The organism is Pseudomonas sp. HTZ2, from assembly GCF_033173945.1.
GTDB classification, from domain to species: Bacteria; Pseudomonadota; Gammaproteobacteria; order Pseudomonadales; family Pseudomonadaceae; genus Aquipseudomonas; species Aquipseudomonas guariconensis.
The window spans coordinates 1,511,073-1,535,313 of record NZ_CP137332.1 but is presented as its reverse complement, the minus strand read 5'-3'; the positions used below and the strand labels follow the sequence as shown (position 1 = coordinate 1,535,313).

Annotated in this window: 18 protein-coding genes; 13 read left to right on the top strand and 5 right to left on the bottom strand. The window is 66.2% G+C overall.

Annotated elements, in window-relative coordinates; translation table 11 throughout:
- Positions 1-77 precede the first annotated feature (77 nt).
- Genes R6G97_RS07235 through R6G97_RS07205 form a run of 7 tightly spaced genes read left to right on the top strand, consistent with a single transcriptional unit; the run spans position 78 to position 6,369 of the window.
- A complete protein-coding gene (locus R6G97_RS07235; protein ID WP_090342572.1) occupies positions 78-758 on the top strand; it encodes a thermostable hemolysin in 681 nt (226 codons plus the stop codon).
- Positions 748-2,214, top strand: coding sequence for an AMP-binding protein (locus tag R6G97_RS07230; RefSeq protein WP_090342576.1), 1,467 nt, complete (start codon positions 748-750; stop codon positions 2,212-2,214). The genes R6G97_RS07235 and R6G97_RS07230 overlap by 11 nt, the downstream gene beginning before the upstream one ends.
- An 8-nt stretch (positions 2,215-2,222) precedes the next feature.
- Complete coding sequence (locus R6G97_RS07225) at positions 2,223-2,903, top strand: TenA family transcriptional regulator (RefSeq protein ID WP_102081728.1); 681 nt, start codon at positions 2,223-2,225, stop codon at positions 2,901-2,903.
- Positions 2,890-3,696 carry an SDR family oxidoreductase gene (locus R6G97_RS07220; RefSeq protein WP_043214031.1) on the top strand — a complete coding sequence of 269 codons (807 nt, stop codon included), beginning with the start codon at positions 2,890-2,892 and terminating at the stop codon, positions 3,694-3,696. The genes R6G97_RS07225 and R6G97_RS07220 overlap by 14 nt, the downstream gene beginning before the upstream one ends.
- The gene (locus R6G97_RS07215; RefSeq protein WP_102081727.1) at positions 3,693-4,334 is read left to right on the top strand and encodes a tetratricopeptide repeat protein; all 642 of its coding nucleotides are present in this window, start codon (positions 3,693-3,695) and stop codon (positions 4,332-4,334) included. The genes R6G97_RS07220 and R6G97_RS07215 overlap by 4 nt, the downstream gene beginning before the upstream one ends.
- Positions 4,335-4,336: 2 nt before the next feature.
- Positions 4,337-4,999: a response regulator gene (locus R6G97_RS07210; protein WP_182818946.1), complete on the top strand. Its 663-nt coding sequence runs from the start codon at positions 4,337-4,339 to the stop codon at positions 4,997-4,999.
- Positions 4,996-6,369: a sensor histidine kinase gene (locus R6G97_RS07205; protein WP_253131926.1), complete on the top strand. Its 1,374-nt coding sequence runs from the start codon at positions 4,996-4,998 to the stop codon at positions 6,367-6,369. Before R6G97_RS07210 ends, R6G97_RS07205 begins: the two co-directional genes overlap by 4 nt.
- Here the strand turns inward: R6G97_RS07205 and R6G97_RS07200 are convergent.
- From R6G97_RS07200 to R6G97_RS07180, 5 genes are all read right to left on the bottom strand, one after another.
- The gene (locus tag R6G97_RS07200) at positions 6,363-6,749 is read right to left on the bottom strand and encodes a VOC family protein (protein WP_043215929.1); all 387 of its coding nucleotides are present in this window, start codon (positions 6,747-6,749) and stop codon (positions 6,363-6,365) included. The genes R6G97_RS07205 and R6G97_RS07200 overlap by 7 nt on opposite strands.
- 170 nt (positions 6,750-6,919) lie before the next feature.
- Entirely contained in the window at positions 6,920-8,026 is a 1,107-nt protein-coding gene (locus tag R6G97_RS07195; RefSeq protein ID WP_182818951.1) for an acetoin dehydrogenase dihydrolipoyllysine-residue acetyltransferase subunit, read from the bottom strand.
- Entirely contained in the window at positions 8,023-9,045 is a 1,023-nt protein-coding gene (locus R6G97_RS07190) for an alpha-ketoacid dehydrogenase subunit beta (RefSeq protein ID WP_182818953.1), read from the bottom strand. The genes R6G97_RS07195 and R6G97_RS07190 overlap by 4 nt, the downstream gene beginning before the upstream one ends.
- Before the next feature lie 33 nt (positions 9,046-9,078).
- Positions 9,079-10,056, bottom strand: a complete 978-nt coding sequence (locus tag R6G97_RS07185; protein ID WP_043215900.1) for a thiamine pyrophosphate-dependent dehydrogenase E1 component subunit alpha — start codon at positions 10,054-10,056, stop codon at positions 9,079-9,081.
- A gap of 22 nt (positions 10,057-10,078) precedes the next feature.
- Positions 10,079-11,134: an ATP-NAD kinase family protein gene (locus R6G97_RS07180; protein ID WP_317847943.1), complete on the bottom strand. Its 1,056-nt coding sequence runs from the start codon at positions 11,132-11,134 to the stop codon at positions 10,079-10,081.
- A gap of 277 nt (positions 11,135-11,411) precedes the next feature.
- Between R6G97_RS07180 and R6G97_RS07175 the strand changes: the two genes are divergently transcribed.
- The 6 genes from R6G97_RS07175 (at position 11,412) to R6G97_RS07150 (ending at position 24,238) form a co-directional block, all read left to right on the top strand.
- Entirely contained in the window at positions 11,412-13,265 is a 1,854-nt protein-coding gene (locus R6G97_RS07175; protein WP_090342603.1) for a sigma-54-dependent Fis family transcriptional regulator, read from the top strand.
- A gap of 268 nt (positions 13,266-13,533) precedes the next feature.
- Complete coding sequence (mnxG, locus tag R6G97_RS07170; protein WP_317847942.1) at positions 13,534-19,380, top strand: manganese-oxidizing multicopper oxidase MnxG; 5,847 nt, start codon at positions 13,534-13,536, stop codon at positions 19,378-19,380.
- A gap of 16 nt (positions 19,381-19,396) precedes the next feature.
- On the top strand, positions 19,397-21,373 hold the full coding sequence (locus R6G97_RS07165; RefSeq protein WP_317847941.1) for a cytochrome D1 domain-containing protein: 1,977 nt from the start codon (positions 19,397-19,399) through the stop codon (positions 21,371-21,373).
- Positions 21,370-22,035: an SCO family protein gene (locus R6G97_RS07160; RefSeq protein WP_090342609.1), complete on the top strand. Its 666-nt coding sequence runs from the start codon at positions 21,370-21,372 to the stop codon at positions 22,033-22,035. The genes R6G97_RS07165 and R6G97_RS07160 overlap by 4 nt, the downstream gene beginning before the upstream one ends.
- Entirely contained in the window at positions 22,032-22,709 is a 678-nt protein-coding gene (locus R6G97_RS07155; protein WP_317847940.1) for an SCO family protein, read from the top strand. Before R6G97_RS07160 ends, R6G97_RS07155 begins: the two co-directional genes overlap by 4 nt.
- Before the next feature lie 5 nt (positions 22,710-22,714).
- Positions 22,715-24,238, top strand: coding sequence for an ABC transporter substrate-binding protein (locus R6G97_RS07150; RefSeq protein ID WP_317847939.1), 1,524 nt, complete (start codon positions 22,715-22,717; stop codon positions 24,236-24,238).
- Positions 24,239-24,241: the final 3 nt, after the last annotated feature.

Sequence of the window (24,241 nt, the reverse complement as noted above, 5' to 3'; positions counted from 1 at the left end):
CTTGAGGCTGTCTTCAGATAGCCTTCAGATTAGCCGCCGATACTCCCCCCAACGAAACGTCCCCTGGGGGGATTTCCATGAGCGACGCACATTGGCGTGCCTTGTTTCCGCTGGCCATCGGTACTCATGCCGAGCGCGGTACGGCGCACCTGACCCTGAGCCTTGCGGGCGAGCCAGACCGCAACTCGATCGAACATTTCATCCATCAGCGTTTTGCTTCGATCCACCACGCCGATGTCCATCACTATCTGCCTGAGCTGCTCGGGCTGAGCGACAGCCATGGCCGCCTGATCGCCGCTGCAGGCATGCGCCTGGCCGGGGACGGGCCGTTGTTTCTCGAGCGCTACCTGGACGAGCCCGTGGAGCAGGCGGCCTCGCGCCTGGCCGGTGCAGACGTCAACCGGCAACAGGTGGTCGAGGTGGGCAATCTTGCAGCGCTCAGCGCCGGCAGTGCCCGCATCATGATCATCGTCGTGACCTGGCTGCTGGCTGCGCGAGGGCTGGAGTGGGTCGCCTTCACCGGCGCCTCGACGCTGGTCAACAGCTTTCACCGCCTGGGTTTGGTGCCGACGTTGCTGGCCGACGCTGACCCGGACCGGCTCAATGGCGAGCGCGACCATTGGGGCAGTTACTACAACCAGCACCCCCACGTGTTCGCCGGCAACATCGGCCTGGGCCATGACGCGCTGATGCGCGCGGGCGTGTTCCAGCGCCTGGGGTTGCCTGCGGCGTTACAGGAGTCCGGTCATGCCGCATGAGTTGCAGGCGTTTCGCGAGGTGCTGAACCTGCATGCCCGTCAGCGCGCAGCGCTGGTCGCGCTGCAAGGGGCCGTAGGCCGTTATGACTATGGCCAGTTGTTGAGCGAGGTCCAGCAGCGCGAGGCCTGGTTGCGCGCTCAGCCGCCAGGTACCTTCGCCCTGGCCCTGGACAACGGGCCCGAGGCAGTGTTCTGGGACCTGGCGGCGCTACTGGCCGAACGCCCGTGCGTGATCGTGCCGCCGTTCTTCACGCCGGCGCAGGTCCGTCACAGCCTCGACGACAGCGGGGTGACCCTGATGTTGGCCGAACCTGACCTTGCACCGACGCTGCAGGCGGCAGGCTTCAATGAGAGAGAGGGCGTCTGGTCCCGCCAGGTGCAGGTGGCCAACGCCCTGCCGGCGGGCACCCTCAAGATCACCTACACCTCCGGCAGCACAGGGGCTCCCAAGGGGGTATGCCTGGGGGCCGACGCGATGCTGCGGGTGGCCCGTGAACTGGAGGCGGCCAGTCGGCCGTCGGCGCCGAGCACGTACCTGGCGGTGCTGCCCTTGGGTGTGCTGCTGGAAAACCTCGGCCTGTACGCGGCCTTGCTGGCCGGCGCCCGTGTCATGGTCTATCCGCAGGCACACCTAGGCATGCGGGGCGCAGGACAGATCGACTGGAAGCGCTTGCTGGGCAGCATCGCCTTGAGCGGTGCCGAAAGCTTGATCCTGGTACCGCAGCTGCTGCTGGGGCTGGTGAGCGCCATCGAGCATGGCTGGACCCAGGTCGGCCCGCTGCGTTTCGTCGCCGTGGGCGGGGCACGCGTGGCGCAAAGCTTGTTGGCCCGCGCCGAGGCGGTGGGCCTGCCGGTGTTCGAGGGCTACGGGCTGTCTGAATGCGCATCGGTGGTCTGTCTGAACCGTCCGGGGGCACAGCGACCTGGCAGTGTCGGGCGCCCCTTGCCCCATGTGCAGGTGCGTATCGCCGAGGACGGCGAAGTGCTGGTGGCCGGCTCGACCCTGCTGGGCTACCTGGGCGAGCCGCCCTTCACCGGGCAGTGGTGGCCCACGGGCGATATCGGCCACTTCGACGGCGATGGCTATCTGTACCTCGCAGGACGCAAGAAGAACCAGTTCATCACCAGTTTTGGGCGCAACGTCAACCCTGAATGGGTCGAGGCGGAGCTGACCCAGGGTGGGGTGATACTCCAAGCCTTCGTCCATGGCGAGGGCTTGGCCCGCAACGTGGCGCTGCTCTGGCCACTGGACCCGAACATCGGGGACCCGCTGATCGAGCAGGCCGTGGCCCAGTGCAATGCCGGCCTGCCGGACTACGCCCGTGTACACGCCTGGCGACGCCTGCCCGAACCCTTCAGCGCCGCCAGTGCCACCCTGACCGCCAATGGCCGTCCGCGCCGGGACCAGATCCTGCAGCGCTACCACGGCTTGTTATCCGCGATTGCTGACTCATGAGGCCTGTCATGTCCTTCTTTGAAACCCTCCAAGCACGAACCACCCAGGAACGCGGCGCCCTGTTCAGCGTGCCTGTCATTCGCGATGCACTCGCCGGTACCGTCAGTCTGGAGGGTTACGTGGCTTTCCTGACCCAGGCCTATCACCACGTGCGCCATACCGTGCCGCTGATGATGGCTTGCGGCGCACGACTGCCTGTGCGCCTGGAATGGCTGCGCGGTGCGGTGTGCGAATACATCGATGAAGAATACGGCCACGAGCGTTGGATCCTAGATGACATCGCGGCCTGCGGCGGTGACCCCGATCAAGTGCGCAACAGCCGCCCGGCGCTGCCGATCGAACTGATGGTAGCGTTTCTCTATGACACCATCGCCCGGGGCAATCCGGTGGGGCTGTTCGGCATGGTCAACGTGCTCGAAGGCACCAGCATTGCCCTGGCCACCCAGGCTGCAGGCACCATCCAGAGCAGCCTTGGTCTGCCGGACAAGGCTTTCAGCTACCTCAGTTCCCACGGCGCGCTGGACCAGGACCACATGGTCACCTACCGCGGCCTGATGGATCGTCTGGACCAACCCGAAGACCAGGAGGCGGTGATCCACGCCGCCCAAGTGGTGTACCGGCTGTACACCGAGATGTTCCAGGGCCTGCCGCGTGCCACCGGGCAAGAGGTGCGCCATGCGTCTATCTGAATGCTCGGCGGTACTGACCGGGGCCAGCGGTGGCATTGGCCTTGAGCTGGCGAGCCAGCTGTGCGCGGCCGGAGCCAGGGTGCTGGCGGTCAGCCGGCACATGGGCCCGCTGGCGGGGCTGATGAACCGCTACCCCCAGCAGTTGCGTTGGCAATCGGCCGATCTGCGCAGCCCGGCCGGGCGCCAGGCCGTGATCGCTGCGGCACGCGCCCACGGCGGGGCCAATCTGCTGATCAATGCCGCCGGCGTCAATCGTTTCGCGCTGTTCGAGCAACTCGACGAGGCAGCCCTGGATGACCTGATCGACCTCAACATCAAGGCCACCCTGCAGCTGACCTGCGGGTTGCTGCCACTGCTGCGCGAGCAACCCCGGGCGTTAGTGGTGAACGTCGGCTCCATCTACGGCTCGATCGGCTACCCCGGCTATGCCACCTACAGTGCCAGCAAGTTCGCCTTGCGCGGGTTCTCCGAAGCCCTGCGCCGGGAGCTTGCCGACACCTCGGTGAACGTGCTGTACGCCGCACCCCGGGCGACCCGAACCAGCATGAACAGCAGCGCCGCCACCGCTTTGAACCAAGCGCTCAAGGTCGGGATGGATGACCCAGGCGACGTCGCCAAGGCCGTACTCGACGCCGTGCAGGCCGAGCGTAGCGAGTTGTACCTGGGCTGGCCGGAAAAACTCTTCGTGCGCCTCAACGGCATGCTGCCCGGCATAGTCGACCGGGCGCTGCGCAAGCAGTTGCCGTTGATCCGCCGCTACAGCGATGCCAACAGCAAGGAGTCGAACAAATGAGATACCTGATCCTCGCCGGCCTGCTGGCCGTCGCCCCCTTCACCTGGGCCCTGGACCAGGCGGGTACCCAGCGTCTGACGGATGTCCAGCAGCGCTGGGCGCAGATCCAGTACACATTGCCCAAGGCCCAGCGCGCCGATGCGCTGGAAAAACTCGCCGCTGACAGCGGTGCGTTCGTGCGCCAATACCCAAGCTCGCCTGAGGCGCTGATCTGGGACGGCATCGTCAACAGCAGTTGGGCTGGCGCCACGGGCGGTCTGGGGGCGCTGGGCAAGGTCAAGGCTGCCCGCGCCAGTCTGGAAAAGGCCATCGCCATGGACCCGGCCGCCCTCCAGGGCTCGGCCTATACCAGCCTTGGGGCGTTGTACGACCAGGTGCCGGGCTGGCCCATCGGGTTCGGTGACAGCGACAAGGCCGAGGCGATGCTGCGCAAGGCACTGGCGCTCAACCCCGAAGGGATCGACAGCAATTACTTCTGGGCCGACCATCTGGTGCGCGAAGGCCACTATGCCCAGGCCAGAGCGGCCTTGCTCAAGGCACGTCAGGCACCGGCCCGGCCCGGACGGGAGCTGGCGGACCAGGGCCGGCGTCAGGAAATCGATGCTTTACTCAAGAGCATCCAAGACAAACAGGACTGAACATGCGGCTGCTGCTGGTGGAGGATGACAGGGCATTGGGGGAGGGGATTTGCGACGGCTTGCGCCAAGAGGGCTATACGCTCGACTGGTTGCAGGACGGCATCAACGCGCTGCACGCCCTGCGCCATGAGCCTTTTGACCTGGTGGTGCTGGATCTGGGGTTGCCGCGCCTGGATGGCGTCGAACTGCTTCGGCGTGTGCGCTTGGACGGCAATGCGGTGCCGGTGTTGATCCTCACGGCGCGTGACGCCACCGAAGACAGGATCGCAGGGCTGGACGCCGGCGCCGACGACTACCTGATCAAGCCGTTCGATCTCAACGAGCTCAAGGCCCGTCTGCGCGCCTTGTTGCGCCGCAGTGCCGGCCGGGCCCGGCTGGTGATCGAACATGCCGGGGTCGCGCTGGACCCGGCGACTCAGCAGGTCAGTTACAACGGCCAACCGGTGGTGCTCACGCCCAACGAGTACCGGCTGCTGCACGAGTTGCTGGCCCAGCCGGGCAAGGTGTTCACCCGCGAGCGCTTGACCCAACTGCTGTATGGCTGGAGTGAAGAACCGGAGAGCAATACCCTGGAAGTGCACATCTATCACCTACGAAAAAAGCTGTTCAACGGGCTGATCCGTACCGTGCGTGGCATCGGCTACCTGGTGGAAGGCAAGCCATGAGTTCGCTGCGTCGACGCACCTTATGGCGGGTCATGCTGGTGCTGGTGCTCGGCAGTGCTTTGCTGGCCCTGTACAACTATCACGACAGCCGCCACGAAATTGCCGAGGTCTATGACGCCCATCTGGCACAGAACGCCCGGCTGCTGCAGGGCGTGTTGAGCCTGCCACTGCACGAGCAGCACCGCGAAGACCTCTATCAAGCCTTGGACGTTGCCTTGGGCAAGGCCGGGCGGCGCGGGGTCGGGCACCCCTACGAGAGCAAGCTTGCGTTTCAGGTCTGGCGCGACGATGGCCCGTTGCTGGTGCGTACACCGAGCGCGCCAGCATTCGTCACGCCGCCGGCCACGCCAGGGTTTTCCGATGTGGTGGTGGATGGACGGCAATGGCGCAGTTTTGTCCTGCCGGTGCCCGACCAGCACTGGATCATCTGGGTGGGGGAGCGTAGCGATGTGCGCGCCGACCTGGTCGGGCGGATCGTACGCCACACCCTCCTGCCGTTTCTGTTGGGCAGCCTGGCACTGGCGCTGTTGGTATGGTTGGCCATCGGTCGCGGCCTGATGCCGCTGCAGAACATGGCCCAGGTCATCCGCGGGCGGCACGCCGAATCCCTGGCGCCGCTGCAACTGGTGCCGTTGCCGCGCGAGCTTGAGCCGATGCAGGCGGCCATCAACCGGCTGCTGGCACAGATCGAGCAGTTGCTGCGCCGCGAGCACCGCTTCATCGCCGATGCCGCCCACGAAATGCGTACGCCCTTGGCGATCCTGCGCCTGCATGCGCAGAACGCCCAGACCGCCACCTCCGAGGAGGAACGGCAAAAGGCCTTGGGCTTTTTGATTGCAGGTGTCGATAGGCTTGGCCGGGTGGTCAACCAGTTGCTGACCCTGGCACGGTTGGAACCGCGCCTGGCGCAGCACAACCGGGAGGTGATCGATCTGGAGGAACTGGTGACCGAGCATCTGGCCGAGCTGACGCCATGGATTCTCGAGCAGGGCCAGGAGCCTTCGCTGGACATCGCCCCCGGTGACTATCATCTGGCAACCGATGCCAGCGCCTTGGTCATCGCTCTGCAGAACCTGTTGACCAATGCGGTGAACCATTCCCCGCCTGGCGGCCGGATCCGCGTGTCGCTGGCGCAGGTCGAAGAACAGGTACTGCTCTGCGTGGAGGATGAAGGGCCCGGAATCGACGAAGCGGACCTCGAGCGGGTGTTCGAACGCTTCTACAGCAAGGATTCCGCCAATGGCGCGGGGTTGGGGTTGTCGATCGTCAGCATGATCGCCAAGCGCCTGGGTGGCAGCGTGCAGCTGTGCAACGTTGCCCCCCATGGGCTGCGGGCGACCTTGCGCCTGGAGGCCGGCACGTCTCAGTGACGCTGGGCGATCTGGATCAGGTTGCCACAGGTGTCGTCGAACACGGCCACGGTCACCGGGCCCATGGCGGTCGGCGGCTGGGTGAAGCGCACCCCGGCTGCGCACAGGCGGGTGTACTCGGCCTGGATATCGCGCACCCCGAAAGATGTGGCCGGGATGCCATCCTGCTTGAGGGCGGTCTTGTAGGTCTTGGCGGCGGGATGGGCATCGGGTTCGAGTAGCAACTCCACACCGTTGGGGTCGTTGGGCGAGGTGAGGGTCAGCCAGCGGTGCTGGCCCATGGGAATGTCATGCTTGGGTTCGAACCCCAGCACATAGTGGTAGAAGGCAAGGGCCTTGGCTTGGTCGTCGACCAGAATGCTGGTGATCACGATCTTCATAGGCGTGCGTCCGTTCTGCGGGCAGTTACCTGCAAGTAAAGACGCTCTGGACACGTTCACCACTCCCTGTATGGGTGAGCCCAGTGTTGCATCCAGGGGCTGCGGACACAGCGGCGTCGCCAGCACGCCGCCGTCCCGGGTGTTGAAAGGGCCGCGGGGCGGCCCTGGACTCAGTGTTGGCGCAGGAACGCCAGCAACCGCTGGTTGACCTGCTCGGCCGCCTCCATCTGCACCATATGGCCCATTCCTGGAATCACCACCGTCTCGGCGTCCAGCCCTTGGGCCTGGGTGGCCGGAATGATCGCGTCCTCCGCGCCCCAGATCACCAGCACCGGATGCTGTCCCAAAACGCCGCGCAGATCGTGCCGTTGCCGATTACCGTCGGCAATGGCCGAGGCCAGTTGGCGCAAGGCGCTGTCGACGCCTTCCAGGCGCTTGAACTTGAGCATGTCCTCGAGCATTTGCCGGGTCACCAGGCCCGGGTCGGCGAACAGCTGGCTCATCGCGGGCTTGAGGGCATTGCGGCTGCCGGCCTCGACGAAGGCTTGCAGGTAGCCTGCATTGATCGCTTCGCCAAGGCCCGCGCTGGCTATCAGCCCCAGGCTCGCCACCCGCTGGGGAGCCAGGCGGGTGAGGTTCAGGCTCACGGCGCCGCCCATGGAATGGCCGACGAAATGGGCGCGGGGAATGTCCAGGTGGTCGAGCAACGCCAACACCGCTTCGCTCAATTCATCCAGATCCCCCCGTTGCAGGGCTTTGGTCGATTCGCCGTGGCCGGGCAGGTCGAGGGCGATGACGCGGCGCTCGCCGGCCAAGGTCGGGTGATTGAACAGCCAGTTGTTGAGGTCACCGCCAAAGCCATGTACCAGCACCAGCGGCGTGCCGCCTTCGCCGAGTTCGAACCAGCGCAGCAAGCGATTGCCTACCTCGGCCTTCTGCGGGACCGGCCCCTGGCTTTGGTCGGCACTGCCCTCGGCGACGAACTCGGCCTGGAAGCGCTGTACCACCGCGTCGATCTGTGCCTCGTCGGCTTCGCCTTCGACCACCACCGCCAGCAGGGCGCCCACTGGCAGGGTTTCGTCAGGCCTTGCCACGACGCGGCGCAGCACGCCGCTGAACGGCGCCTCGACGCTGCTGCTGATCTTGTCGGTCTCAACGTCCAGCACTTCATCGCCTTTATTGATTACGTCGCCTTCCTGCTTGAGCCAGGTGTCGACCCGGCCTTCGGTCATCGACAGCCCCCATTTGGGCATGGTCAGGGTATGGATCTGGCTCATGCGGCGCTCCTTGTGGCTTCGATCACCTTGCGCACGGCGGTTTCGATTTTCGTAGCGTCCGGTATGTACAGGTCTTCGAGTGCGTCCGAGAAGGGCACCGGTGTGTGGGGCGCGGTGACCATCTCGATCGGGCCCTTGAGGGCGCCGAAGGCCTTCTGCGCCACCAGGGCACTGATGTCGGTGGCCATGGAGCAACGCGGGTTGGCTTCGTCGATCACCACCAGCCGACCGGTCTTCTCGACGCTTTCAAGGATGCTGTCTTCGTCCAGCGGGCTGGTCGTGCGCAGGTCCAGCACTTCGCAGTCGATGCCCTGACGCGCCAGGTTGGCGGCCGCTTCCATGGCCACATGGACCATGCGACCGTAGGTCACCAGGGTCACGTCGTCGCCGTCACGCAGGAAGTTGGCCTCGCCGAACGGGATGCTGTAGACCTCCTCGGGCACCTCGCCCTGCAAGCCATAGAGCAACTTGTGCTCGCAGAAGATCACCGGGTCGTTGTCGCGGATCGCCTGGATCAACAAGCCTTTGGCGTCATAGGGCGAGGATGGGCAGACCACCTTCAGACCAGGGATGTGGGTCCACAGGGAGGTGAGCATCTGCGAATGCTGGGCGGCGGCACGCAGGCCCGCGCCGTACATGGTGCGCATCACCAGGGGGGTGACTGCCTTGCCGCCGAACATGTAGCGGAATTTCGCCGCTTGGTTGAGGATCTGGTCCAGGCAGCAGCCAGCGAAATCCACGAACATTAGTTCGCACACCGGCCGCAGGCCTTGGGTCGCGGCGCCGACGGCAGCGCCCACGTAACCGATTTCCGACAAGGGCGCGTCCAGCACGCGGCCAGGAAACTGATGGTAGAGGCCCTTGGTGACGCCGAGCACACCGCCCCAGGCATCGTCCTCACCGGGGGCGCCGGCGCCGCCAGCCACGTCTTCGCCGATGATGAACACCGTGCTGTCGCGGCGCATTTCCTGCGCCAGCGCTTCGTTGATGGCCTGCTGGTAGCTGATCTTTCTTGCCATGGTGGTTCTCCTGTTGTTCTTGTAATCCGCAGCTCATGGGTAGGCGACGTAGACGTCGGTGAGCAGGTCGGCGGGCTGTGGCTTGGGATCGGACTTGGCACGGCGCACGGCATCTTCGATCAAGTCCTCGACGCGGGCGTCGATGGCATCGAGCTGGTCGTGGGTGAGCAGGCCGGCGTGGGTGGTCTTGTTGCGAAACTGCAGCAGGCAGTCGCGTTGTTCGCGCAGGTTCTTCACCTCGTCCGGGGCACGGTAGGTCTGGGCGTCGCCTTCGAAGTGGCCGTAGTAGCGGCTGAGCTTGACCTCGATCAGCGACGGACCTTGCCCTGCGCGGGCGCGCTCGATGGCCGCCCCGGCGGCCTCGTACACGGCGAAGAAATCAAATCCATCGATGGTCACGCCGGGCATGCCGAAGCCGGCGGCGCGGTCGGCAATGTGATCGCACGCCACCGACCAGGTCGACGCGGTGGCCTCGGCGTAGCCATTGTTTTCGGCGACGAAGATGCAGGGCAGGTTCATGATCGAGGCCAGGTTCATCGCCTCGAACACCGCCCCTTCATTGGAGGCGCCATCGCCGAAGAAGGCCACCGACACGTCATCGCGGCCCTTGATCTTGGCTGCCAGGGCAGCGCCAGCCACCAGTGGAGCGCCGGCACCGACGATCCCATTGGCGCCGAGCATGCCTTTTTCCAGGTCGGCGATGTGCATCGAGCCGCCCTTGCCGCCACAGACCCCGGTCTTCTTGCCGTAGATCTCGGCCATCATGCCGTACACGTCCACGCCCTTGGCGATGCAATGGCCATGGCCGCGATGGGTCGAGGCGATGCAGTCGCTGTCGCGCAGGTGGGCCATGACCCCGGCAGCAGAGGCTTCTTCGCCGGCATAGAGGTGGACGAAGCCAGGAATCTCGCCGGTGGCGAACTCCACGTGCAGGCGTTCTTCGAAGGCACGGATGGTGCGCATCACTTCATAGGCATGCAGCAATTGTTCGGAACTGAGGTGAGTGGACATCTTGTTGTTCTCCAGGGTTGTCTCAACACGGGTGTGCAGCGAAGTGCCGGTGATCGCGAGGGACCTCCAGCAGGTGATGGCGGGCGGCGTAGGCCAGCACGGCCTCGACATCGACCGTGAGGGGGCCGTTGGCATCGAGGGTCACGGTGGGGGTGTCGTGGGGGGCGAATTCGATCTCGCGCTCGCCATCGAGCGCCAGGGTGCCGCTGGCGAGGGTCAAGGGGTAGGCGACGCCGGGCTCCAGCAGGCCGCAGGCGCTGATGCCGCACGCTTGCAGCAGGCCAGGGGCCAGGGGCGCGAGCAGGGCCTGCTCGCTGTCGGCGTCCAAGTGCACCCAGGCGCCATGCCGGTCCTGGCGCGACACCGGGCACCATAATCCGCACAGGGCCGAGAGACCGATGGCGTGGGGTTCGGCGAAGCAGGCAAATACCTCGGCCAGGTCATCGCTGCGGCTCAGGGCGCGGGCGCCGATGAAGCGCTGGGGCGATACGGCGACCTCCACCAGCGCCCACTCGCACAGGCCCTGTTTGGGGACGTGCACCAACAGACGCTTGTTGCGGCGCAGGCCGATTCCGGCCGGGACTCGTCCACTGGCTTGCAGCCCTCCGGCCAGGCCCGCGCTGGTGGCCTCGCGCAGCTCGGGGAAGGCATTGTTGGTGCCGGTGGACAAGGTCAGCAGGGGTACGTCACCGGCCTCGGTGGCCACCGCCTTGTGAGTGCCGTCACCGCCGAGCACGGCGATCATCGCCACGCCGCGCTCGACCATGCGGCGGGTGGCCAGGCGCGTATCGGCCACGGTCTGGGTGAGCGGCAGGTCGAGTACTTCCAGGGCGGGCCAGTGTTGGCTGCGGGCGATCGGGCCGGCGCTGGCCTTGAGTACGGCGGCGGCGATGCCGGTCATGTCGGTTGGCAGCAGTACCTGGGCGATGCCGGTGGCGCCGAAGGCGGCGAGCAGGCGCTGGATAGCCGAGGCCTTGTCGGTACTCGAATAAAGCCCCGCGTTGGCGGTCAGGCGGCGCAAGTCGCGGCCGGAGGCTGGGTTGGCGATGATGCCGATGGTCGGGGCAGGTTGCGGCATGGCGCACCTCGGTTTCTTGTTTGCCAGTGCTTGAGCAAGCGCAGTGCCAGGTTGGCCTGGCTCGCCTGTAAGGCCTGTGGCAGAGCGTCTTCATGTTTCTCTGGCCGCGATTGGCGCAGTGCCGGGCGAGACGCCGGGTGCCAGCCAGGCCCGGACCCAGGCGAGACGCTGAGACGCAGCGTCTCAGGTCGGCCGATGATCACGCAGCGCTTGTCGGGCACGGCTTGCAGGCGCTTAATGGCCGCACAACGACAAGAACATGAGAACCGGAGGCCCAATGCTTGCCGCGAACTCCCGAGCCCATGTCGATTGCGTCAGCCGGGTGCTGAAGAACGCCGAGCGCCTGCCCCAGGCGCCGGTGCCGACGCTGATCCTCGACTCGTGGCGCCGCTCCATGGACCTGTACCGCCTTGATCCTGGATCCTTGCAGGGGCCGCGCATCCTGTCCCAGGCGGTGCTCAACGAGTGCCGTGAGCGTGCCGAGCTGTTCCTGCGCATTGCCAGCGACGCTGTGGCCCGCTTGCACGCGCAGGTGCGCGGTGCCGACTACTGTGTACTGCTCACCGACGCCCAAGGGCGCACCATCGACTATCGGGTCGAGTCGGCCATCCGCAACGACTGCCGCAAGGCCGGGCTGTACTTGGGCACGTGCTGGTCGGAAGGCGAAGAGGGTACCTGCGGGGTGGCGGCGGTGTTGACCAGCAAGGCGCCGATCACGGTGCACAAGCGCGATCACTTTCGCGCTGCGTTCATCGGCCTGACCTGCACGGCCGCGCCGGTGTTCGATCCGCAGGGGGAGTTGCTGGGCGTGGTGGATGTGTCTGCGTTGCAGTCACCGGACGACCGGCGCAGCCAGCACCTGATCCGCCAGTTGGTGGAGCAGACCGCACGCGAGATCGAAAACGCGTTTTTCATGCACAACGCCCAAGGCCACTGGGTGATGCGCGCCCACGGCACCCCCGGTTACGTGGAAAGCCAACCGGACTATCTGCTGGCCTGGGATGCCGATGGTCGCCTGCAGGCGATCAACAGCCTGGCTCGCCAGCGCCTGCTGGAGGGCCTTGGGCGGCTGCCGGTGCATATCGGTGAATTGTTCGACCTCGACCAACTGCGCGATGCCAGCGATGCCTGCGCCCAGCGCCTGCCTGGCTGGGGCGGGCTCTATGGCCGGGTGAGTGCACCCCAGCGCCGGGCCCGGCCAGCGGTGGTGCAGCCGGCCCAGGACACGCGCATCGAGCAGCACCTGCGCTTGGCCACGCGGGTGAAGGACTGCAACCTGGCCGTGCTGGTGCAAGGCGAGACCGGTGTGGGCAAAGAAGTCTTCGCCCGCCAGGTGCACCAGCAAAGCCTGCGCCGTGAAGGGCCTTTCGTCACCCTCAACTGCGCGGCGATCCCGGAAAACCTCATCGAGAGCGAACTGTTCGGTTATGTGGCCGGGGCCTTTACCGGCGCGTCGAGCAAGGGCATGCAAGGCCTTTTGCAGCAGGCCGATGGCGGTACGCTGTTTCTCGACGAAATCGGCGACATGCCCTTGAACCTGCAGACGCGTCTGTTGCGGGTATTGGCCGAAGGTGAAGTGGCACCTTTGGGCGCGGCACGTCGCCAGCGGGTGGACATGCAGGTGATCTGCGCCACCCATCGGGATCTGGCTGCGATGGTGGCCGAGGGGCGTTTTCGCGAGGACCTGTACTTCCGCCTGGCCAATGCGCGCTTCGAGTTGCCACCGCTGCGCGAGCGGCACGACCGGTTGGGGTTGATTCATCGACTGTTGGCCGAGGAAGCCGCGGCCTGCGGCGTCGATGTGACACTGACGGACGCAGCGCTCGAAGCGCTGCTCACCTATCACTGGCCGGGCAACCTGCGCCAGTTGCGCCAGGTGCTGCGCTACGCCTGTGCGGTCTGCGATGGCGGGCAGGTGAGGCGCGAGGATCTGCCCGAAGCGGTGCGCGGCGTGGGTGCGACAGCTGCCGAGACGACCTGCGACCCTGCGCGCCAGTTGCTGCTCGATGCGTTGATTCGGCATCGCTGGAAACCGGCAGATGCGGCCAAGGCACTGGGCATCTCACGGGCGACCCTGTACCGGCGTGTACACGAGCACGGCATCGAGATGCCGAGGATGAAAGGCTGTTGAGGTATCGGTAGGCCTGTGCGCCATTCGCGGATGAACCTGCTCCTACCCGGTCAGCGCAGCCTCTGTGGGAGATTAGCCCTGGCGCAGTGTGTGGTGCTCGCTCCAATGCGATCTCGACGCATTACCCCCGAATCGGGGAATCAGCTGGGGAATCCTCCCCAGTCGGTTTTGAATGTCAGCTTAAGCCTTTGAAAAAACGATAAAAAATTTATGGCATGCCACTTGCTCCGGCTTTGCGCAGAACGTCTGTGTTTTCCGGAGGTGCAGCATGATGACCCCGTCGAAAGGCTCCGTCCTGACTTCACTGGCCCTGACCCTGCTGGGGTGGGGCGCGGTGAGCGAGGCTGCGGTGCAGTGCCAGCGCACGCTGGTGGCCAACGTAGTGGCACTGGATCAGCCGCTGATGTTCAACCGCCTGGGGGCACAGAATGCCAATGGAATGATCTTCGCCCTGCGCCAGGACGTGGTGGACGAACACCTGGTGCCGCTGAGCAACGGCGGGGCGGCGGTTCCCGGCAAGGTCACCTTGCGGCCGGACAAGCGTCCGCGGCCGATCGTGCTGCGGGTTGCGGCCGGTGACTGCCTGACAGTCAACCTGACTAACCTGCTGGCCTACCAGGCCAATCCCAACAAACATGGCTTCGATCCCGAAGACAACGTAGTCGAGGGCGAGCAAGCCCCGGAACTGGAAATCGAAAACCTCGAAGGGCCTGTGGCCGACGAGCAGGTCACCGACCGCTTCGTGGGCTTCCAGGTCAACGGTATGCAGGCGGTCAACGGCATCAGCGACATCGCCGCCAACACCGGTCGCAACGGCAACTTCCTGGTGGCACCGGGCAACACCCGCAGCTACACCCTCTATGCCGAGCGTGAAGGCGCGTTCGCCGCTACCAGCAAGGGCGCCACGTTCGGCGGCGAAGGCACGGCGGGCAATGTCTCCAACGGCCTGTTCGGCCAGGTGGTGGTGGTTCCCAAGAATGGGCGAACCTTTCGCAACACCCTGACCGAAGAGGAAATGCGCCTGGCCACCACCGGCCGCACCGCCACCGGCCAGCCGGTGATCGACTACAACGCCCGCTATCCACAGGTCGAGCCATGGATCGCCGAAGGCAAGGCGGGCAAGCCGATCATCGCGATGGTCGATGGCAACGAGATCCTCAGCAGCGAAACCGACGCCATCGTCATGGGCCCCAACCAGGACGGTAGTTTCCCGCCCTCGACCTACCCGCTGGAGTCCATCGGCAAGCGCAACCCGGCGCTGCCCAACCGGCTGGAAGCCTTCCGCGACTTCGCCTCGCAGTTCGCCGATGAAGTGGCCGGTACCCAGGCCTTCCCCGGTTACTGGGCGGACCCGGTGATGGGGCATGTGCTGGAGCCGACCCGTGATTCGTTCATGATCAACTACGGCTCCGGCGGCATGGGCGCCGAGGTGATCGCCAACCGCCTGGGCGTAGGGCCGATGCATGACTGCCTGTCCTGCGCCTACGAGGAATTCTTCCTCAGTGCCCACACCGTGGGCGACGTCGGCACCTTGGTGGATGTCCCGGCCAACGTTGGCCTGGAGCACATCCGCCCCGGCGAGACGCCGCCGGCCAATGCGGTCGGGGTCAAGGCCACCATGGCCCTGTACCCCTCGGAGCCGGCCAACGTGCACCACAGCTACATCGGTGACTTCACCAAATTCCGCAATACCCACAATGGCCATGAGCAGCACATCTTCCACCTGCACGGCCACCAATGGCTGTTCAACCCCAACGACGACAACTCCGACTACATCGATGCCCAAGGCATCGGTGCCGGTGGCGGCTATACCTATGAAATCGCCAACGGGGGCTCGGGTAACCGCAACCGGGTGGCGGGCGATGCTATCTATCACTGCCACTTCTATCCGCATTTCGCCCAAGGCATGTGGGCTATGTGGCGGGTGCACGATGTATTCGAGCAGGGCACCCGCCTGGCCGTGAGCGGCGAAGGCGAAAATGGCTTCCATACCGTGCCTTTCGGCCTGCGCAGCGGCAAGCCGGCAGCAGGCGCGCGGGCGTTGCCGGATGGCGAGATCATTGCCGGCACGCCGATTCCGGCCATCGTGCCGCTACCCGGCAAGGCCATGGCGCCGATGCCTGGCAAGGTCACCGTGGTGCCGAAGCTGGCCGAGACCCTCGTGGCAGAGCAGGACGACGATGACGAACCTGAAGCGGGCGATGACGATCATCCGCAGGAAACCAACGCGCCGCGTGCCGTGGGGTCCCTGGCCCTGGTCGATCGCAGCGAGAGCAATCGCAACGCCGATGGCACCCTGAAGAACCCCGGCTATCCGTTCTGGGTCGGGGGCATGGAGAGCAGTGTCGGCCAACGTCCGCCGACCCCGCCGCTGGACATGCTCGACCCGGCCCTGGCCCGTCAGCTCAAGGACAGCGGCAAGGCCCTGTGGGCCAACCTCGACCCCAACCAGGTCGACGGCTGGAACGGTGGCCTGGGCCGCCATGCGCTGGACGGCGTCTCCGCAGGCGGCGAAGCCGAGATCACCACCACCAAGCTGGACTTCTCCAAGTCGGTGCAAAAGGCCAAACCGATCTACCTGCCGGAAGAAGGCACCGACGTCGAACAGGCTGCCATGCAGTTCCATGCCAAGGCCGAGCATCCCAGCTATGCGCTGATGCTCGGCAGCGCGCCGGTACCGCGCAACTTCCGCACCAACGGTGCCTTGCCCACGGCCGGCGCGCCGTACTACGAGCCTTGCATGGATGACCGCGGCAAGCGCCTGACCCAGTCCTCAGGCGTGGGCGAGTTCATCAGCGGCGAAAGTCTGGGCGCCATGAGCTTCCGTGGCAGTTCCACCTTCACCGCCGACCGTCCGCGCATCTACAAGGGCGCCAACATCCAGTTCGACGCGGTGTACAACAAGGTCGGCTACCACTTCCCGCAGGCGCGCATCATCGCCCTGTGGGAGGACGCGTGGCCGGTGATCACCAAGCAGCGCCCACCGGAGCCGCTGGTGATGCGCATGAACACCTTCGATTGCACCATGTACCAGCACACCAACCTGATCCCGTCGTTCTACGAGATGGACGACTACCAGGTGCGCACCCCGACCGACGTGATCGGTCAGCACATCCACCTGCCCAAGTGGGACCTGACCGCTGCCGACGGCTCGGCCAACGGCTGGAACTATGAAGACGGCATCCTCTCGCCCGGCAGTGTGGTCGAACGTATACAGGCCATCCGCAGCTTCAACGGCTGCACCGAGGGCGATCCACGCGACGGCACCGACACCTGCCCGAAAGCCAAGCAACACCCGTACTTCGGGCGCTTCGGTCGGGCCGATTGGCTGGGCGCGCGTACCGCCATGCAGCGTTGGTTCGCCGACCCTTTGATCAACGTGCATAACGTCGACCGGGGCCTGGGCACCATCTTCACCCACGACCACCTTGGCCCATCGACCCACCAGCAACTGGGCCTGTACGCCACGGTGCTGGCCGAGCCTGCCGGCTCGACCTGGTACCACGCCGAAACGGGGGAAAAGCTGTACAACCCGGCCACACGCCAGGATGGCGGGCCGACCTCGTGGCAAGCGGTGATCCAGACCGGCGATCATGACGGTGACGGTAAGAATGACAGCTATCGCGAGTTCTTCCTGGAGTACAGCGACTTCCAGCATGCCTATGAAGCGGGCGTGTATGTGGGGGCAGGCCCGGACGGCAAGCCTGACGGCCAGGCTTATCCGGCCACGGCTGACAGCTTCCGTTACGCTATCAACCCGCCTGTGCGGCAGAAGGCCTCCAACCTGCTCGAAGCGATCGTCGAGTCGCGCGGCGGGCTGGCCCCAGGCTGCCCAAGCCGTCCGTGCCCGCAGGCGATCTCGGTGGATGACCCTGGCATGTTCGTCGTCAACTACCGCAACGAACCACTGGCCTTGCGCGTGTTCGACCCGAACAAGGTCGGCCCGGATGGCAAGCGCGGCATGCAGGCCGACGGCATGGCCGGCGACCTGGCCTACGCCATGCAAAGCCGCACCGACCGCGCCATCCCGGCGATGAACCTGGCACCCTCGGCGATCACCTCGGCGGTCGGGCCGACCGGCGGCACCACGCTGTTTCCGCCGCACATCAACCAGGGCACCGAGCCGGGCGACCCGTTCACCCCGATGCTGCGCACCTATTCGGGTGACAACGTGCGGCTGCGCATGCATGCCGGTGGTCATGAGGAGGAGCACAACATCACCCTGCACGGCGTGAAATGGCTGCAGAACGGCTCTGGCTTCGGCAACAGCTCCAACTCGGGCTGGAAGTCGTCGCAAATGATCGGAATTTCCGAGCAGCTGGGCTTCATGGCGCCGGTGTCGATGATCTCCAGTTCCGCCGCCACCAACGGTGACTACCTGTACTCCCTCGATGCGGCGCTGGAGGGTTACTGGAACGGCATCTGGGGCCTCATGCGCAACTACACGGCCCAGCGCGCGGACCTGTTCGCGCTGCCGAACAACCCGCAACCGGTGGCCATGCGCAACACCGTGGCGTTCGACGGCATCTGCCCGAAAACCACGGCCAACGCCAATGGCATCGGCAGCCGGCCGACGGTCAAGCGCAGCTATGAAGTGGTTGCGGCTTTGGCCAACGACATCCTGGAGAACCGCAACGGGGTCAGCATCGCCGACCCGGCCGGTATCGGCCAGCATGTCGGCGGCCCGCTCAAGGCCAACGGCGGCACGTTGGTGTTCAACAGCCGTCGGACCAGCATCCCACTGGTGTCTGGGGTCGATCCGGAAGATGGCGAGACCTTCACCATCGGTGGCCATGCCGCACCGCTGCATGACCCGACCGCGATCCTGTACGTGCGCAAGGCCGACCTGGATCCAACCACCGGCAAGCTCAAGGCTGGCGTCCCGGTGGAGCCGCTGGTGCTGCGCGCTAATTCCGGCGACTGCATCAGCATCACCCTGGAGAACCGCCTGCCGATGGTCATGCCGGATCTGGCCAGCACCGCGGTCATGCATGGGGTGGTCAAGCGCGATCGCAACGCCAGCGAAGGCTCCACCGCGTTCAACAACAACCAGATGCGGCCATCGAGCCACGTGGGCCTGCACGCCCAGCTGCTGGCCTACGACATCACCAAGTCCGACGGTGCCAACGTTGGCCTGAACCCGGTGCAGACCGTACCGCCACGCGTGGGCACCAGTGGCGCCTACCCCAGCAAGGTGTACCAGTTCTATGCCGGGCACCTGGAGCGCGAAGGCAAACCGGTGCTGCAGTTGGGCCGCACGGTGGACAACATCAACACCACGGCCATCGAGTTCGGCGGCCTCAACCTGACCCCGGCGGATGTGATCAAGCAGCCGCAGAAAGGTCTGGTCGGCGCCATGAGCATCCTGCCCCAAAGCGCGACCTGGACCGAGGACACTGCCAGCCGTGCCCAGGCCACCGTCAAGGTCACTGGCCAGCCGGACTACCGCGACTTCGTCACGGTGTGGCAACGCTCGCTGAACATGCGCTGGGCCGATGGCCGGCCAGTGGAGGGCATCAACACCGAGGGCAATGGCGCAGCGGGCGACCCGCAGGACAACGGCAACATGGCCGTCAACTACAAGACCGAGCCTTTGTGGCTGCGCTTTGGCATGGCGCCTGACTCGCCGTTCGGCCGTGCCGATGGCTTGGGCTTTGGCGATGTGCCCAACGCCTATATGGCCTACAGCAACGATCTGGTCGGTGGCGACCCGCAGACCCCGGTGCTCTGGGCCAAGCCCGGTCAGCCGCTGCGCAACCACATCCTCATGCCCAGCGGTGGCAGCCGCGGCATGATCTACCAGCTCGATGGGCACCTGTGGCCACTGCACGCTCACCAGGCGGAGAAGAGCGACGTCAATGGCTACCCCATGGGGCTGCCTGGCATCGGCTCGGTGCGCTTTGGCTACAACCCGATGGCGATGTACATCGGCGCCCAGGAAAGCGTGCTGCCGGCCGCGCACTTCAGCTTCATGCTGCCCAGCGCAGGCGGCGCCAACGGCGTGCCGGGCGACTACCTGTTCCGCGACTACGGGGCCTACGGCAACCTTTCCGGGCTGTGGGGGATTTTGCGGGTCACCAATGAAGCCCCGCCGGCCACCGCCCCGGCACAATGAGAAGAGGGGAGCGCGCATGAACAAGAAGACTCGTCCCGCCTACCTGGGGTTGATGGTGGGGTTGACATTGATCGGCCTGGGTCTGGCCTACGACAAGCTGTGGTGCGACCCGCGCGAGCTGCTGCAGGAGCAAGCCGATCCCCAGGGCCTGCACCGGCTCAGCCGGGACGGCGTGACCGTGGAGTTCGAGGCGCGCCCCCTCGATGGCGGCGAACTGCGCGAGGGCAACTTCGCCAACATCCGCTTCAAGGTCAGCGACCAGACCAGCGGCCAGCCGCTCTCGGGGATGGCCCCTGGCGCCTGGCTGGACCCGGCCCAGTCGGCGCCGCCCGGCGATCGCCAGAGCGGCTGCAAGGCGCGGGTGGCGCTGTTTCTCAAGAGCAGCATCGGCGCGCGGCCCTTGCTGGATCTGAACAGCTACTTCCTGCTGGTCCTGAACAAGGATGCCAGCCTCACGGTCATCGACCCCACCGTTTCGGTGGGCGGGGTCACCAGCACGCTGGCGCGCATCGACCTGCCGGGCCGGCCGATGGACTGGGTGGCCACCGGCGATGACCGGCAGGTGTTCGTGTCCATGCCCGAGCGCAACCAGGTGGCGGTGATCGACACCGAGACCTTCACCCGCGTGGCCACCCTTGAGGCGGGCGAGCAGCCGCTGCGGGTGGCCTTGCAGCCGGACCAACGCCGGCTGTGGGTGGGCAACAACAGCGACGATCCGGCCAAGGGTGGGGTGACGGTAATCGATGTGCCCAGCCGCACCATGCTCAAGACCTTCGCCACCGGCTCCGGGCATCACGAGATCGCCTTTAGCAGCGACTCACGCTACGCCTTCGTCAGCAACCGCGATGCCGGCACCCTGAGCATCATCGACATCGCCGACATGCGCCTGGCCAAGACCCTGCCGGTGGGCCCCCATCCGCTGTCGGTGGCCTATTCGGCGCTGTCCCAGGCGGTGTACGTGGCCGATGGCAAGGAAGGCACGGTGCGGGTGATCGACGCCCGCAGCCACCAGCTGCGCAACACCGTCAAGGCTGAGCAGGGCCTGGGGCCGATGCGTTTCAGCGAGGACGGTCGCTACGGCATCGTGCTCAACACCCTGGAAAACCAGGCCCTGGTGATCGACGCCAGCAACGATCAATTGATTCACCGCCTCCCGGTCGCGGCCGAGCCGTACCAGCTGACCTTCACCAAGGGCTATGCCTACGTGCGCGGCCTGGCCTCGCCGAAAGTCAGCATGATCAACTTGGCCAGCCTGGGGGCCGGGCGTGAGCCGATCATCCAGGGGTTCGAGGCCGGCCCCGCCGCGCCACGCCAGGCAGGCGACTTGCCGTTGGCACAGGGGCTGACCGTGGCCCGCGACGACAACTCGGTATTCGTGGTCAACCCGGTGGACAACACCACGTACTTCTACGCCGAGGGCATGAACGCCCCGATGTCGGGCTACAACAACCGTGGGCATCAGGCCCGCGCGGCGATCGTGGTCGACCGCAGCCTGCGCGAAATCGCCCCGGGGGTATACGGCTCGACGGTGAAACTGCCGGCGGCAGGCACCTTCGACGTGGCGTTCCTGCTCAACCAGCCGCAGATCATCCACTGCTTCAGCACCCAGGTCTCGGCAGCGCCGGACGCGGTCAAGCGCAAAGGTGTGCATGCCGAATTCCTGAGTAACGAGCAGCCTGCATTGCAAAACACTGCCTATATCGCCCGCGTGCGCATCCTCGGGGACGACGGTGAGCCACGCCTGGGCCTGCGTGACCTGAGCCTGCGCTACTTCCTGGCGCCTTCGTCGATGCCGCGCAGCCTGCCGCTGCAAGAGATGGGGGATGGTGTTTACCAAGGATCGCTGCAACTGGCCGAGACGGGCGCCTGGTACCTGCACGTGCAGTCGCCGACCTTGGGCCGCAAGTTCGCCGAAGAGAACTACACCAGTCTGCGCGTCCTGCCGGCCGCCGTACCTACCGCTTCCCACGTGGAACCCAGGAGTGTGAGATGAACGCCAAGCTCGCCTGCAATCTGCTTGCCCTGAGCCTGCTGCTCGGAGGCGAGCACGTCCTGGCCCACGCCGGGCATGACCACAGCGGCCATGCCGAGCAACCGCCGGCAGCCCGTCAGGAGAAGGCCAGCGTGCGCTTTGCCGACGTGTCGTTGCTCGACCAGAACGGCATGCCGGTGCGCCTGGAGAAGGACCTGGTGGGCGACCGCCTGGTGGTCATGGGTTTCATCTACACCCGTTGCACCACGGTCTGCCCGGTGGTCTCGTCGATCATGTCCAAGGTCCAGCAGCAGTTGGGTGGACGTGTGGGCGAGGAGATCCAGCTGGTATCGATCAGCGTCGACCCCCAGCGCGATGATTCCAAGCGCTTGCTTGGCTACGCCAAGGCATTCCAGCGTGGCCCGGGGTGGAGCTGGTTGACTGGCTCGTCCTATGCCATCACCGAGACGCTCAAGGGCCTGGGCAGCTTCAGTGCCGACCTGAGCCAGCATCCACCATTGATCCTGGTCGGTGACGGGCGCAGCGGCCATTGGACCCGCTACTACGGCTTTACCGATCCGGCCGTGCTGATCAGCGAAATCAACCGCCTCAGCGCTCGCCGTGTGCACGCCAAGAGCACCGCCATCGCCGGTGGGCCGGACAGCCAGGAGGTGCAGCCATGAGCAGCTCGACGGTTCGCCGCGTCGGCATGCGGGGCCTGGATTGGCTGACCCTGGTCGGCTGCCTGTGGATCCTCGCTTCGGTGGCCGTGGCCCATGACGGCGGCCATGACGGCCAAGCGCCGAGCGCGCCCCAGCCACAGCCCGCGCCCCAAGCGATGAGCAGCGGTGGCGGCACCCGCGATGCGCAGACCTGGTTCACCGACACCGTGCTCAAGGACCAGAACGGGCGTGAGCTGCGCTTCTACAGCGATGTGCTCAAGGACAAGGTGGTGATGCTCAACGTCATCTTCACCCACTGCAACGACGCCTGCCCCCTGATCACCCGCAAGCTGCGCGAGGTACGCGAAGCCATGGGCCCTGAGCTGGCCGGGCAGGTCACCTTCGTGTCCATCAGCAGCGATCCGCTCAACGACACCCCCGAGGCGCTCAAGGCCTTTGCCCAGAAACAAGGCGTGGATGGACCGAACTGGCTGTTCCTGACTGGGGACAAGGCCAATGTCGACCTGGTGCTGGGGCGTCTCGGGCAGTTCCTGCCCAGCCCCGAGCAGCACTCTACCCAGTTGATCGCCGGCGACGTGGCCGGCAAACGTTGGAGCAAGATCCGGCCCGACGCACCGCCCGTTGCCATCGCCCAGCGCATGCAACTGCTGGCCCAGCCCCTGGCGGGACGGTGAGTGCCATGCGCCTTCTGCCCCTGGTGGTGTGGCTCGGCCTGTTCGCGAGCCACACGGCGCTGGCCTTGGACCTGACCGAGCAGGAGCAGGCGGGCAAGCGCTTGTACCGCGAAGGGGTGTCCAGCAGCGACGCGCAGTTGATGGCCCGGGTGGGCGCCAGCGACATCAGTGTGCCGGCCAGTGTGCTGCCGTGTGCCAGTTGCCATGGCAACGATGGCCGTGGCCGCGCCGAAGGCGGGGTACGCCCGCCGAGCCTGGATTGGCAGCGCCTGGCGTTGGGGCAGGGCGAGCGTGAGGCCAATGGCCGACGCTACCCGGCCTATGCCGAAGCAACGCTGGCGCGTGCCGTCGGGCAAGGCATCGACCCTGCAGGCAACCGCCTGGACCCGGCCATGCCACGTTTCGAACTGACCCTGTCCGACCAGCGCAACCTCACCGCCTACCTCAAGCGCCTGGGCCAGGAACGCGACCCAGGCGTGGAAGAGCACATCCTGCGTCTGGGCACCTTGCTGCCGGCCAGCGGGCCGCTGGCCGAGGCGGGCAGGGTGGTGCGCGCAGTGCTGGAGGACGGCCTGGCGCAACTCAACCAGCAGGGCGGGCTGCACGGTCGGCGGCTGGAGCTGGTGGTGCTAGACCCGGGTCATACGCCCGCCAGCGCCGAACAGGCCCTCGAGCGTTTGCTCGACGACGCGCAGGTCTTCGCCCTCATCGCGCCGTTGGCGCCGATGCTCGACGCGCGTCTGGGCAGCGCACTCGAACAACGTGGCGTGCCGCTGGTCGGCAGCTCCCCTGGCAGTGTCGGCAGTGCGCAGATCTTCGATCCGTTGCCAAGCCTGCCCGAGCAATTGCAGAGCCTGGCCGGTTTCGCCCGTGACCGCCTGGGCCTGGGGCCTGACGGGCTGCGGGTGATCTATGCCGGCAGCGAGCAGGCGGCACCTGCCGAGGCGCTGCGCCAGCGACTGCTCGCCGCCGGCTGGACGCCGGGGCCGGTGCAAGTCTTCGCGGGGCAGGCGGTGGAGGGCGAGGGTGTCGTCTTCCTGGGGCGCGCCCAGGCGTTCGGCGAGTTGGCGCAGGCGCAGCAGGCCGCAGGCCGCAAACCCTACCTGTTCGCGGCCTCGAGCCAGGTCGCAGGTGCCCTGGCGGGGTTGTCTGCCGACTGGTCGCAGCGGCTGTTCCTGGCCTATCCCTTCACGCCCCAGGACTGGACCGAGCAAGGGCGGGCCGCGCTCAACGGGCTGCGTCAGCGCCAAGGGCTCGATGGTCGCCAGGCGGCGTTGCAGGTCAGCACCCGCTGCGCGCTGCTGCTGATGGCCGAGGCCCTTAGACAGGTAGGGCGGGACGCTAGCCGGGAGCAGTTGGTGCGAGCCCTGGAGGGGCTGCATGACCTAGACACCGGCCTCACGCCGGCGCTGGGATTCGGCCCCGGCCGGCGTCAGGGCCTTGCCGGTGCCCACGTGGTGGCGGTGACGCTGCCTGGCCCGCAGTTCCAGACTGTCGCTGCGTACAAGCCACTGTCGCTTACCCCTTGAAGG